This is a genomic window from Granulicella sp. S156 (genome assembly GCF_009766105.1).
Classification (GTDB): domain Bacteria; phylum Acidobacteriota; class Terriglobia; order Terriglobales; family Acidobacteriaceae; genus Granulicella.
The window spans coordinates 134,174-147,076 of sequence record NZ_LMUH01000025.1; the positions used below are offsets into that span (position 1 = coordinate 134,174).

The following is a 12,903-nucleotide window of genomic DNA, read 5'->3' on the forward strand; positions in this document are numbered from 1 at the left end:
TTACGCCATGTTCATAAGCGTCTGATGTACTGGTATCTCACGATGACTGAGGCACAACATGGTCTCCACCAGGACTGAGGAGATTGCTCTACCTGTTAACGCGATAACCGATAGCCGACGAGCCTTGGTAAGTCGGGTTATCGGGTCTTCTGTATTTGCCAAAAGCGAACGGCTCTCAACGTTTCTGTCCTTGGTCTGCGAGCTCACCCTCAGCGGCAGAGCCAATGAGATTAACGAGCAGAAGATCGGAACCATGCTCTTCGGCCGCTCGTCGGATTATGATTCGTCGATCGACGGGATAGTGCGGACTCAAGCCAGCCGCCTGCGGCAACGGCTGGATCTCTACTTCAGTGGAGAAGGTGCGAATGAGCCGATCCGCATCATCCTTCCCCGGGGCACTTATGTGCCTTTGTTTGAGCCGCAGTCACCAGCACAGGCCGCCTTCGATCCTTTGACAGCTCCTGATCCTGCACGGATACCGGTAGCAAACCCGTCCCTGTCGTCCTCGGAGAGTCCTCGCAGCGTTCAAACAAAATCCAGCACGAGACTGGCATGGGCACTAGTGGCGCTTCTCTCTATCGTTGTTCTTGCCCTGATATTCAGGCTTCGATCGCCATTGAGCCGGGAGGCCTCGCTGCCGGTACCTGAACATCCACTCTGGAACATCCTCTTCCGGCCCGATCAACGAACCATGATCGTACCCGGAGATAGCGGACTCGTAATGTGGCAGGGGCTCACAAATAAGACTCAGAACTTAAGCGTAGCCGACTATCTCAGCGGAAATTACCGCGTTGAAACTCCGGACAAACAGACACCGGCACAAAAGAGCGTTATCGATCTGGCAAACCGGCGGTACACCTCGATCGTAGACCTGGACATTGTCACAGCCTTCTCTCATATCGCAGAAGCCAGGAGGAGCACCTTTGAGCTGAGATACGCGCGTGACGTGCGTCCGAACGACATGAAAGCTGGGAACGTCGTGCTCATTGGCGCACCAGTGGCCAATCCATGGGTTGAATTGTTTGAACCCAACATGAACTTTGTATTCTCAACCCCACTCATTCGCAGATATACCGTAGTAAACCGGCAGCCAGTTGGAAGCGAGCCGGCGGAATGGGATTCGAACTATGACGACGTTCAACACCGCGTCTATGGTGTGGTGGCCTTTCTCCCTAACCTGGGTGGAAAGGGGAACGCTCTCATTCTGGAAGGAACCTCGATGGCCGGCACCGAATGTGCCTGGGATTTCGTGGCTGACGACTCCTCCCTGCTCCCCTTTCTGCGCCGTATCAAGCGGGCTGACGGCAGCATTCCACATTTCCAACTAGTCCTGGGCAGCAACAATATGAATGGCAGCTCTGGCAAAAGCAGCATTCTTGCATGGCGCGTTACAGATTGAACTTAGACAATCTTGAAGCGGCACAGAGTCTAGAACCTCTAGTTAGCGCTACAACGATCCTGTCGCAGTATTCTCCAACGGCACGTTGTGTGATTCAATGTCCTCAAAGAACCTCGACCACAATCAAGAGTTTTTTGCTGGATGAAGCAGATGCCAAATGAATTGAGTATCTTGCAATTCGGAGAATTTGAATTGGACCGCACGCAGCGGCAGCTGCGGTGCGCCAATCAGACTGTTGCGCTATCGTCGAAAGTCTTTGACCTGCTCGTCTATATGGTCGAAAATCCAGGCCGCCCGCTTTCCAAAAAGGAATTGATGGACGCCGTTTGGACTGGATCTTTTGTTGAAGAATCGAACCTTACCCAGAGTGTCAGCGTCTTGCGCAAGGCGCTTAGTCTGGAGAAGAGCAACGAGGCGAACCCAATCGCCACACTGCCGGGTCGAGGCTATCAGTTTACGAGAACCGTTATTGCTGCCCCTGCGCCTGCTCAAGAGATTACGCTGCATTCGGTTCGATCAAGCTCGAAGATCGTCATTGAAGAACATTTCGCCGCGCCGGAGGCAAGACCAAAACAACGCAAGCTTTGGATTGCAGTTGCTGTTGCGGCATTCGCAGCTATAGGAATTGCTGGATGGCTTGGCTGGCGGCAGTGGGAGTATCAACAGAGCGGAACTCATGTTGACCTTGTTCTTGCTGATTTTGAAAATGCGACCGGCGAACCCATCCTCGACCACACACTCAACGAAGCACTCCGCATTGATCTTGATCAATCACCTTTTTTGAATCTGCTCTCGCCAACCAGAGTCCAGGCCACACTCGCTCAGATGCAGCGGAAGGATGCGGCGTTGACTTCCTCTATCGCGCATGAGGTCTGCGAACGCACCAACTCGCAGGTCGTGCTGCAGGGCAAAGTCTCCCAGTTGGAGCAGAAGTACCTGTTGACTCTCGTGGCCGTCAGTTGCGTCAGTGGCGACCAACTCGCCGAGGCGAAGGAGGAAGCTAACTCAAAAGACGACATCCTCCACAGGCTCGACATCGTTGCGGCAGATATCCGCCGGAAACTCGGCGAATCACGCCATTCCATCAAGCACTTCGACAAGCCGCTCTTCCAGGAAAACACCGGTTCCATGGAGGCGCTCCAGGCTTACAGCGAAGGTGTGCACCTCGGCTTTCAAGGGAAATATGCTGAAGGAACTTCCCTGCTACAACGGTCCATTGAACTGGATCCAGGCTTCATAGCTGCCTACTTCAATCTCGCCGCTCAATACATGAGCCTCGGAGATCGGGTGCAGGCGCGTAAGCTCTACCAAAAAGTCTATGACCTGCGCGATGCACCCAACATCCCGGATACCTTGCGCTTCAATATCGTCGCGCAATATAACGCCTACGTCACGGGTAACATCTATGAAAGTATTCGCAGCTATCAGGCATGGATTGACATCTATCCCAATCACACCATTCCACTCATCGATCTTTCCAATGCCTATAAAGATATCGGCCAGTATGAGCTTGGGATCGAACCGGCAAGAAAAGCTCTTGCGCTAAACCCGGCGATGCCGCTGATCTACTCCGCTCTTGCGGCCAATCAGCTTGGAGCGGGTCATCTTGCAGACGCACGCGCTACCTGCGAACTTGCTATCCAAAGAGATATGGATAGTGAGCCTCTGCGAATTGCTTTGATGGAGACTGCCTATCTCCAAAAGGATGCCACAAGCGTGGCTGCGCAGATTGCCTGGGGAAAGGCGCACAGCAGTACCCGCCTGCCTTCCGTCGTAGCGATGATGGCAATCTCTGAGGGACGCATGCGCGAGGCACAGGAACAGATGACGGAGGTCACCGGTACCTACCAGCATCAGGGTCTGGATTCACTAGGCACATACTTTACTCAGGAGATGACACAACCGTTTGCCGAATATGGCATGACAGCAGAGGCCCGCAAGATGCTTGCCGCGGCGTCGCACATCAAGGGAGAGATCGAGCCTATAGTTACCCTGGCAGAGATCGGGGAGACAGATCAGGCCGAAACGCTGCTAAACCAGGAGATCGCTGACAACCCAACGTCAGTTCTGTGGTCGGAATACTACACACCCATCGCCCGGGCAGCCATCTTCCTCTCGCAACAGAAACCGCAGGACGCCATCGAAGCGTTGCGCGCTGCAAAGCAGTTGGAAGAGATTAGCACCGACGCCCCCTACTTCCGCGGGCAGGCCTATCTGGATGCCGGACAACCGGCGATGGCCGAGACGGAGTTCAATAAAGTCACCTCTAAGCGCTACCTCCAAACCTTCTCGAGCCAGTATCCGCTGGCCTATCTGGGGCTTGCACGCGCGTATGCGAAGGAAGGAAAAAACACAGAGGCCCAGACGCAATATCAAGGACTTTTCGATCTCTGGAAGAACGCCGACCCCACTCTGCCCGTTCTCGTGCAGGCAAAACAAGAAGCGGCCCAGCTGCTTCGGCATGTGAATTAGCCGGAATACACATCAGAAACGCTCGTTAACCTCGCTACGGCAGCGTGAAGTCCATGACCTTCACGCTGCAAAACGAATCGCCCAATGTGTCCAAACAAATAATTGAGCAATACTGCACCTTTGATAGCTACAGGCAAAAAAAAGATGATATTTTACAAACAATGAATGTGACGACTTTAGACCTCGACACCTTACGAACGCTTATTACGGCGAATGATCTGGGCGGCTACGGGCAAGCTGCAGCACGTCTCGGACGCACCCCCTCGGCCATCAGCCTGCAGATGAAGCGGCTTCAGGAAGATGTAGGAGCGAATCTCTTTCGCAAAGACGGCAGAGGCGTTGTACTCACGGAGGCAGGAGAGATTGTGCTTCGCTTTGGACGCCGCATGCTCGCTATCAATGATGAATTGCTGGATACCATCCGCGGAGCCTCCCTTGCAGGAAGCGTGAGACTGGGGTGCTCTCAGGACTTCGCAGAGACCGTCCTGCCGGATGTGCTATCGCAATTCACGAAGCTCTATCCCCTTGTACAGATGGAAGTGCGCATCGAAGGCAATGCCGCACTCGTGGAGGCAATTGAAAAGGGTCAACTGGATCTCGCCCTCGCGGTAGGACAGGCAGACCGCCCTACCGCAGAGGTTCTCGGAGAGCTGGACCTGGTTTGGATAGCAGGCCAGGAGTTCCTGACACGTTCCGGCCAACCGCTTCCTCTGGTCCTTCTGGGACCACAATGTGCTTTCCGTAAGGAAGCAATTCAAAAGCTCGATCAGGCGAAAATGCCGTGGCGTATTGCAGCAGTAAGTCCCAGTTTGGCGGGGCTGTGGGCCTCTGCCATCGGAGGGCTTGGCATCACGGCGAGGAGTTCTCTGGGACTTCCGGCAAAACTGGTATGGGACAAGGAGATGTTTGATCTTCCAGAGTTGCCAGCGTTTCCGGTCACCTTGCATGCACAATCCAACACCATGAGCGAAGGCGTAGAAAGGTTGCGCGCTATTATCCGCCATGCTGTTGCAGATACCTTGCGCGCAAAGAAAAAGAAGGGCCAGCGAGGGCGGCTGGCCCCTGCAAAGTTTCCTACAGCGGCTTAACACCACACCTAATTAGTTAGCTTTACCTGGGTTCGCTAACGGCCTTCCCTCACTTGCAGGGGGAACGATGCCATTCATGCGGAGATACTCGACGAGCTGACCATAGATGTCGTAGGAATGCCCAAGAGCATGAGTGACTTCCTCCGCACGAGTGTCGGTAGCACCGCGGCCTGCATGCTCCCACGCATTTTCCGGCGTCAAGGTAGCAACTGCCTCATGGGCACTTGCGAAAGATTCCTTGAGCGCCTTGATCAGATCGTCTTTTTCAGTGAGCTTACCGATAGCGGCCAACTTTGCCGTTGTCGCTGCATCAGGTTTTGCGATTCCCTGCACTCCAAGAAAAAAGAAGTCATTGGCTTGTATGATGTGCGCTAACTGCTGCCCGAAAGTGCGAACACCTTTATAGTCGACGGTTACCCCAGGCTTGAAGAGGTCGCTACTCGGAGCAAAGCCGTACTTCTCTGCCGGCATAGCTTCGGCGAGCGGAACGAGTTGCTTTTCGAGACCCGTAACCGCGGCGTCAAGGCTCTTTGCAGGATCGACTTTGGCTATAGCGGTAGGTGTAGGTGTTTGCGCATGCAATATAGCCGTGACGCTGCTGGAACAAGCAACTAGAGCAACTGCTGTAACAATTCGCTTGAAGCGCATGATTCTCCTTGTAAAGACACAAAAATGAAAACGATGATAGTTGCATGTCCCACAATTTACTTCTGCGAGGCGATCCAGTCATTGACAGAGATATCGAGAACATCCAGCGGCAACGCGCCGGAATCGAGGATCAGGTCATGAAACTTCCTGATGTCGAACTTCGCTCCGAGCTGAGTCTGCGCTCGCTGTCGAAACTCCAGTAGTTTGAGTTGCCCAACCTTATATCCCAGAGCCTGACCAGGCCAGGCGATGTATCGGTCGGTCTCCCTCTGGACGTTCGTCTCATCGATAGAGGAGTGCTCATGGAAGTAGTCCACAACCTGTTGCCGCGTCCAATGTTTGGAGTGAAGTCCCGTATCGACAACCAGGCGAATCGCTCGCCAGATGTCTCCCTGCAGGCGGCCATAGTCACTATAGGGATCCTGGTAAAAGCCCACATCCTTGCCAAGCTGTTCAGCATAGAGGCCCCAGCCTTCGGTGTAGGCCGTGTACTCTTTCTTCTTGCGGAACTCTGGAATGCCACTAAGTTCCAGTGCGATGGAAAACTGCAGATGATGGCCGGGAATTCCCTCGTGATAGGCAATCGACTCTGCCCCTCCCAGGTAAATTTCAGAGAAGTTGTAGGTGTTAACCACAACACGTCCAGGGCGTTTGCCATCAGGGGAACCAGGCTCGTATGTCGCGGCGGGTCTTTGCTTCTCCGTATACGCTGGCGTGGCCTCGACAACCAGGTCAGCTTTAGGCAGCGTTCCGAAGAGCTCAGGCAGCTTTGTCTTCATCTGGTCAAGGTCTGCACGATAGGTATCCAGCAGTTGCTCCTTCGACGCGGCATGGAGTTTCCGATTGGCCTTAATCGCTGCATTGAAGCTTTTGAGGTCCTTGTAGCCCAGCTTGTTTGCAATCACAAGCATCGCAGCTTCATCCCGCTTTACCTCGTCCAGACCGATCTGGTGAATCTGGTCGGCTGTCATATGGAGCGTGGTATTGCTGCGGATACAAAAGGCATAATAGGCATCTCCATTCGGAATAGCCCAGATGCCGGGCTCCGTCCGCCCATGCGGAATGTATTGCGTCTCAAGAAACCTGGCAAAGCGCTGATAGGCAGGAATCACATCATGAGCAATAACATCGCTAATCTCGCCAGTAATTCGTCTCTGCTCATCGACGCTTATACCGGCAGGAAACTTCTTTGTCGGCGCATAGAAGGGACTGTCTTCTAGCTTGATGGCAACAATCGAATTGATCTGCGCAAGAACCTTCTCTGACACAAGCTTCGGTTGCACATGCCCATCGTCGATGCCGAGTTTCATGTCCGCTGTGAGTTGATCGAAGAGCAGTGGCACCCTTTTCAAACGAGCAATGTAATTGTCGTAGTCCTTTACATCATCAAAGGGAATGACAGCGACCAGCTGTGGAAGTTCAAAGTGGATGCCATGGATCTGGTTGACCGGCATCTCCCATTCCTTGAACTGAACGCTCTCCTGATCTTCGAGCAGGTTACGCAGGAGCAACTCAGCCGACAGCTTGTCCTGTTTCGATAGGCCCGTGGTATCGATGGCTCGAAGGCGTTGGATGTATTCGCGGCTGCGTTGCACAGAACGCTGGACCTCTTCCGCAGAAAGGTCGCTCCAGCGATCGTTGTAGCGCTTGTCGCCTAGCACCGTCGCATCTTCGGGAGTATGGCGCAGATGATCTTGCCAATAGTCGGTGAACACAGCGTTGAGCGCCTGCGATCGAGCCTGAACACTCTGCGCACTAGCTATAGCCGTGCCAAAAAGTACAGCCAGGACCAGCCCGCCAAATCCACCGGCAGTCGCCCTCTTTATCGAGTGTGGCCTCGCGAAGTGCGCCCCCAACCCGCCTCGTATCAAATGAGCAATTATCACTGATGTAGGCTATCGCCCAGAGATAGAAATACAAGTTCATAATTCTCAACCCACCCATGAATCCCACTCAACAATGAAGATCAGTCGCTCGTTTATTGGATACTCCAAGGCTATCCTCGTATCGAAGTTCACACTGCACTTGCACCTTTGCTGAAGCAATCTTTGAACTGGCGGGTCTTCAGTTTTCTCACGCATCGAGTGAGAATTATGAACTTGTACTCATCACTCTTCCTTTATAGCTTCAATTCACGCTTGCTCGCGCCCACGAGCAAGCCCCATTTCTATCCGAACAGTTTCAGAGAAGAGCTCATGCAGAATGTTCTCCTAAATCTCAAGTTAGCTCTGCGCCGGTTGCGTAATATGCCAGGGTTTACGGCAACGACAGTGCTTATGCTGGCCTTCGGCATAGGCTCGACCACCGTGATCTTTTCTATCGTCAAGGGTGTGCTATTACGCCCGCTTCCCTTTCCGGAACCTGGCCGGCTCGTGATTGTCGGCGACCATCTGCCATCGTGCTGCCCTGTTGCCAATGCCAAAATCTATTTGTAGAACTTCTCGAGCGTTGTAAGATACACATCAAGAATGTAATTTTGGGTGTCACACTCGGGCTGACCGTCCTCCGGCAGCTCTTCTGCAAAGGGATACGGTTTAATGAGGATTTCAGCGTCGCTCAAATCGTCTGCAACAACCTTCCCCCATTACATTTCTCCGGCCTCCCGCTGTTGTTGTCGCTGCTGTAAATAGACAATTCACAGCTTCAGTTGATTGAAGCTATCCCCCTCATCATTCAAGAAAAAATACTTAGGCCTCGGTGTGTTCTTGCTCCCCGAACCGCATTCGTTGCTCCGTGCTCCGAAGCAGTTTGCCGTGACAACCGTACACCCAGATTGCGGGACATGGTAATCGACGATCGCCAACCCGACGAACAAGCCCTTACCCCAGTCATCTCCGAATGACCTAAACCAACAGGAGTTCCATGAAACAGAAAAGCATACTGAAAGCATTGACATCGACGTTGATGCTCGCGACAAGCGCAAGGCTCTTACTGCATGCTCAAGAGGCTCAGCCCTATCAAGGAGTCGTTGGCAGAACCCTCGCTGAGTCAAAAGAATGGTGGCCGGAGCCCGTGAAAGCACCTGCTGGCGCCCCAAACGTAGTGTGGATCCTGTTGGATGATGTAGGCTTTGGCGCTGCCAACACCTTCGGCGGACTCATCCAGACGCCTACCTTCGACAGCCTGGCCAACAACGGACTGCGCTATACAAACTTCCATACGACCGCGATCTGCGCCCCAACCCGCGCCGCGTTGCTGACTGGCCGCAACAGCGCAACCGTCCACGAATCTGGGTTCTCACATACGGTCATGTCCGCCGGATTCCCCGGTTGGGACGGCAGGATTCCCTCCTCTGCCGGAACCATCGCTGAGATTCTGCGTGGCAATGGCTACAACACATTCGCGGTTGGCAAATATGGTCTAACCCCCGATGAAGATGCGACCGATGCGGGACCATTTGATCGCTGGCCAACCGGAAAAGGCTTTGACCACTTCTTCGGATTCCTTGGTTCACAAACCGACCAATACAAGCCGGACCTGGTCGAAGATCAGGCTCACGTCCGTCCCGATGGCCGACACCTGAACGAGCAGATCACCGATAAAGCCATCAGCTATATCGATCGCCAGGAGAAGGTGGCTCCGAACAAACCCTTCTTCCTCTACTACGCGCCGGGCGCCACTCATGCTCCGCACCAGGTAGACAGGTACTGGAGCGACCAATACAAGGGCCAATTCGACAAGGGCTGGGATGTCTATCGTGAAGAGGTCTTTGAACGTCAGAAGAAGCTCGGCCTTATCCCTGCCGGCGCGAAACTTCCCGAGCGCAATCCGGATATTAAGGCCTGGGATCAACTATCACCGGAGGAGAAAAAGCTGTATGCACGCTTCATGGAAGTGTATGCAGGCTATTTGACCTACACGGATTATCAAGTCGGTCGTCTGATCAATCACTTGAAGGAGATAGGCCAACTGGATAACACGCTCGTCTTCATTTCGATTGGCGACAATGGCGCAAGCAAGGAAGGCACGCTGAACGGCGACATCGATCGTTCTTTGTTTGGCAAGCCTTTAACAGAGCAAGAGAATATCGATTACAACCTGAGCAAAATTGGAGAGATCGGTACTCCCGCTGCTACCCAGGGGAACTATCCGCTCGGTTGGGCACAAGCCGCCAACACGCCATTCAAATACTGGAAGCAGGATGCCAACAGCGAAGGCGGCACCCACAATCCTCTCATCGTCTTCTACCCGAAAGGGATCAAAGACAAAGGAGGAATTCGTACCCAATACAGTCACGTCATTGACCTCCTTCCGACCACACTCGATCTCGTAGGCATCAAGGCTCCCGAGCAGATCAGGGGAATCAACCAGATTCCTATCGAAGGAACTTCCCTCGCCTACTCGATCGACGATGCCAAGGCGCCTACCCGTCACACCGTGCAGTACTACTACATCTTCGGTTCGAGATCGATTTACAAAGATGGATGGAAAGCCGAATTGGCCTACCCAAGCAGCTTTATCACTGGAAATGCCCAGAGCAGACAGCCTTTTGATGAAAACGCCTGGGAACTCTACAACCTGAATGAGGACTATACCGAGCGAATTGACTTAGCCAAAAAGTACCCAGAGAAACTGGCTGAATTAAAAGCTTTGTTCGAAGAACAGGCCAAAGCCCACAATCTCTATCCCTACATCACATGGGACGATGTACTGAAGGGGCGAATTCACCGCACGAAAGACTCCAAGTCGTTCTTAGATAGTGTGAAAGATATAACCAAGGGCAGTGATAACCAATAGCTGGTCTGTCGCCGTTCAACTACGAAGCCTTACAAAGGCCATGACGCAACGTTCTCCGTTGCGTCATGGCTTTTTTCGAGAAATGGAATCGTTCCCATAGTCTGGGCCTTTTTGAAATACCATAAGAGCACGATGAAGCGATTCACACTCTTTACCAGTGCTTGCCTGATTGCAATAACCGGATACGCGGCCACCCAACAGGCTCCCGTAGCGCCTATCACCTGGGTCAATCCCCTGATCGGAACCACCAATGGTGGCGATGTCTTTCCAGGTGCCGTCGTCCCCTTCGGGATGGTGCAGTTCAGCCCCGAGATGAGTCCTATCCGTCCCAAAAGCAACATCGCTTCCGCTGGAGGATACGAGTTTCGAGGCAAGAACATCCGCGGATTCAGCCTCACGAACGTGGAAGGCTGGGGCTGCGCTGGAGGCTCTGGCGATATCCCGATCATGCCGACGACAGATGCCATTACCCAGTCGCCATCGGCTGACTTTCGAACAGCCTACGCCTCGGAGTTTTCGCACGCCGACGAGCAGGCACGGGCAGGCCATTACCATGTGGCGCTTGCCAACGGCGTCGCCGTGGACCTGACCGCCTCACTCCACACCGGAGCCGCGATCTTTCGATTCCCCAAGGACTCCGCCGCGAAGATCCTCATCCGCAGCTCCGACTCCGAGATCGGATCAACCGAAGCGCATACCATCATCGATGCACAAAATCGCACGGTCTCTGGTTCTGTCACCAGCGGAAACTTCTGCGGTTACATCAACAAAGTTGACCGTCGCAGCTACTACACTCTGTACTTCGTCGTGCAGTTCGATGAGCCGATCGCCAGCACAGGATCGTGGCAGGATCTGCAGGTCAAGGAAGGCGGCGTGGAGTCCGCCGGAGGCAGTGGCTACGGCACGAACGGATTCCCCGACAAAGGGCACGGCTCCGGTGTATGGCTGGGCTTCGATGTGAAGCAGAGCCAGGAGATTCACGCCCGTGTCGGCATCTCCTACGTGAGCGAAGCCAACGCTCGTGCGAACCTCGCAGCCGAAAGCCCCGCAGGCACCAGCTTCGCCACCATCCAGTCGCGTGCCGAAGCCGCCTGGAACCACCGCCTCAGCCAGATTGAGATAGAAGGTGGCACTCCCGATCAGCGCACTGTCTTCACCACTGCCCTGTATCACTCGCTGCAGACTCCCAATATCTACAGCGACGTGAACGGAGAGTACCGTGGCATGGATCAGAAGATCCATCATCTTGCTCCAGGGCAGAAGGCGCAGTACGCCAACTTCTCCGGCTGGGATGTCTATCGTTCGCAGTTGCAGCTCGTCACCTGGCTTGATCCCCAGGCCGGCAGCGATATCGCGCAGAGCTTGTTGAACCAGGCCGATCAGAACGGCGGCACATGGGATCGCTGGACACACAACAGCGGAGCGACACACGTCATGAATGGTGATCCAGCAGCGCCGGCAGTCGCCGACATCTATGCCTTCGGCGGCAGAAGCTTTGACGTCCATCACGCCCTGCAGTCGCTGGTGCACGCTGCTGACGTTCCCACTCCTGCGGACCTCAGCAAAGATGGCTGCGAAGTCGAGTGCGCCGGACAGCGCCCAGGTCTCGATCAATGGCTCAAGTTGCACTACATCCCGGTGGGAGCGCCCGCCTGGGGTCCAGCCGCAGACACTCTCGAAGATGTCACCGCTGAGTTCGGTATCGCCTCACTCGCGGAGCGGCTTGGCGACAAGCAGCTCCACCAGCGCTTTCTCGAGCGCGCTCAATACTGGCGGAACCTCTGGAATCCAAACGCAGCGCCGGACGGCGGCTACATCCAGAATCGCAACGCGGACGGAAGCTGGGCGTTAGTGCAGGATGACGGAGAAAAGGCTCCGCACGCCTTCACCCCATCTACTGGCGACGGCTTTGTGGAAGGCACGGCTGCCCAGTATGTCTGGATGGTGCCCTTCAACGTCAAAGGCCTCTTCGATGCCATGGGCGGAACGGATCACGCCGCCAAGCGCCTCGACAAGTTCTTCTACGACGAAAAGGGCAACCCCGCAGTTACAAACGCCGGTCCACTTCATGCGGAGCTGAACAACGAGCCTTCCATCGGAGCACCCTGGCTCTATGACTTCGCGGGCCAACCCTGGAAGACTCAGCAACTGGTACGCCAGGTTCTCAACACGATCTGGCGGAACGCGCCGAACGGCCTTCCCGGCAACGACGACCTCGGAGAGATGTCCTCCTGGGCAGTCTTCGCCTCGCTCGGCCTCTACCCTGCTATCCCCGGCCGGGCAGAGTTCGTTCTAGGGAGTCCGATGTTTCGCAGCATCGTCGTGCATCGTAATGCGGGAGACATCGTGATTCACGCCCCCGAGGCCGCAGCCGATGCACCGTATGTCACAGCGCTCAAACTCAACGGGAAAGAGACTTCGCTCACCTGGCTTCCGGAGTCCTTTGCCCTGCGAGGCGGCTCCCTGGACTTCACTCTTTCCACCACAGCCAACGAGCACCGTGGCGCTGCACTCTCCGAGGCGCCACCTTCTTTTGATGTGAAGTAAAAAGCGAATAGG

General features: G+C 54.5%; 9 protein-coding genes. 6 read left to right on the forward strand and 3 right to left on the reverse strand.

Going from position 1 to position 12,903, the window contains the following annotated elements; genetic code table 11:
- The first annotated feature begins 253 nt into the window (after positions 1-253).
- The 3 genes from GSQ91_RS19345 to GSQ91_RS19355 all read left to right on the forward strand — a co-directional run bounded on the left by GSQ91_RS19345 (position 254) and on the right by GSQ91_RS19355 (position 4,959).
- Positions 254-1,399 carry a hypothetical protein gene (locus GSQ91_RS19345; protein WP_254064720.1) on the forward strand — a complete coding sequence of 382 codons (1,146 nt, stop codon included), beginning with the start codon at positions 254-256 and terminating at the stop codon, positions 1,397-1,399.
- Positions 1,400-1,549: 150 nt separating this feature from the next.
- Complete coding sequence (locus GSQ91_RS19350; protein ID WP_158823408.1) at positions 1,550-3,871, forward strand: winged helix-turn-helix domain-containing protein; 2,322 nt, start codon at positions 1,550-1,552, stop codon at positions 3,869-3,871.
- Positions 3,872-4,032: 161 nt separating this feature from the next.
- Positions 4,033-4,959, forward strand: coding sequence for a LysR substrate-binding domain-containing protein (locus GSQ91_RS19355; RefSeq protein ID WP_158823409.1), 927 nt, complete (start codon positions 4,033-4,035; stop codon positions 4,957-4,959).
- A gap of 12 nt (positions 4,960-4,971) precedes the next feature.
- Here the strand turns inward: GSQ91_RS19355 and GSQ91_RS19360 are convergent, their stop codons facing one another.
- A complete protein-coding gene (locus GSQ91_RS19360) occupies positions 4,972-5,607 on the reverse strand; it encodes a DinB family protein (RefSeq protein ID WP_158823410.1) in 636 nt (211 codons plus the stop codon).
- A 56-nt stretch (positions 5,608-5,663) separates the two neighbouring features.
- Positions 5,664-7,463, reverse strand: coding sequence for a DUF885 family protein (locus tag GSQ91_RS19365; protein WP_158823411.1), 1,800 nt, complete (start codon positions 7,461-7,463; stop codon positions 5,664-5,666).
- Positions 7,464-7,802: 339 nt separating this feature from the next.
- Between GSQ91_RS19365 and GSQ91_RS19370 the strand changes: the two genes are divergently transcribed.
- Positions 7,803-8,042 (forward strand): hypothetical protein, encoded by a 240-nt coding sequence (locus GSQ91_RS19370; RefSeq protein ID WP_158823412.1) that lies wholly within the window; start codon positions 7,803-7,805, stop codon positions 8,040-8,042.
- Here the strand turns inward: GSQ91_RS19370 and GSQ91_RS26095 are convergent.
- Complete coding sequence (locus GSQ91_RS26095) at positions 8,033-8,167, reverse strand: hypothetical protein (protein WP_256370394.1); 135 nt, start codon at positions 8,165-8,167, stop codon at positions 8,033-8,035. The two genes, GSQ91_RS19370 and GSQ91_RS26095, sit on opposite strands and share 10 nt — an antisense overlap.
- A 302-nt stretch (positions 8,168-8,469) precedes the next feature.
- Here GSQ91_RS26095 and GSQ91_RS19375 point away from each other — a divergent pair, with 302 nt between their 5' ends.
- Together GSQ91_RS19375 and GSQ91_RS19380 are read left to right on the forward strand one after the other, a co-directional pair.
- Positions 8,470-10,344, forward strand: a complete 1,875-nt coding sequence (locus tag GSQ91_RS19375) for an arylsulfatase (RefSeq protein ID WP_158823413.1) — start codon at positions 8,470-8,472, stop codon at positions 10,342-10,344.
- Positions 10,345-10,476: 132 nt separating this feature from the next.
- Positions 10,477-12,891 carry a GH92 family glycosyl hydrolase gene (locus GSQ91_RS19380; RefSeq protein ID WP_158823414.1) on the forward strand — a complete coding sequence of 805 codons (2,415 nt, stop codon included), beginning with the start codon at positions 10,477-10,479 and terminating at the stop codon, positions 12,889-12,891.
- Positions 12,892-12,903 lie beyond the last annotated feature (12 nt).

Bases quoted from the DNA above. Each gene is read 5' to 3' on its own strand.
- GSQ91_RS19345 (WP_254064720.1), top strand. From the start codon at position 254: ATGCTCTTCGGCCGCTCGTCGGATTATGATTCGTCGATCGACGGGATA.
- GSQ91_RS19350 (WP_158823408.1), top strand. From the start codon at position 1,550: ATGCCAAATGAATTGAGTATCTTGCAATTCGGAGAATTTGAATTGGAC.
- GSQ91_RS19355 (WP_158823409.1), top strand. From the start codon at position 4,033: ATGAATGTGACGACTTTAGACCTCGACACCTTACGAACGCTTATTACG.
- GSQ91_RS19360 (WP_158823410.1), bottom strand. From the start codon at position 5,607: ATGCGCTTCAAGCGAATTGTTACAGCAGTTGCTCTAGTTGCTTGTTCC.
- GSQ91_RS19370 (WP_158823412.1), top strand. From the start codon at position 7,803: ATGCAGAATGTTCTCCTAAATCTCAAGTTAGCTCTGCGCCGGTTGCGT.
- GSQ91_RS19375 (WP_158823413.1), top strand. From the start codon at position 8,470: ATGAAACAGAAAAGCATACTGAAAGCATTGACATCGACGTTGATGCTC.
- GSQ91_RS19380 (WP_158823414.1), top strand. From the start codon at position 10,477: ATGAAGCGATTCACACTCTTTACCAGTGCTTGCCTGATTGCAATAACC.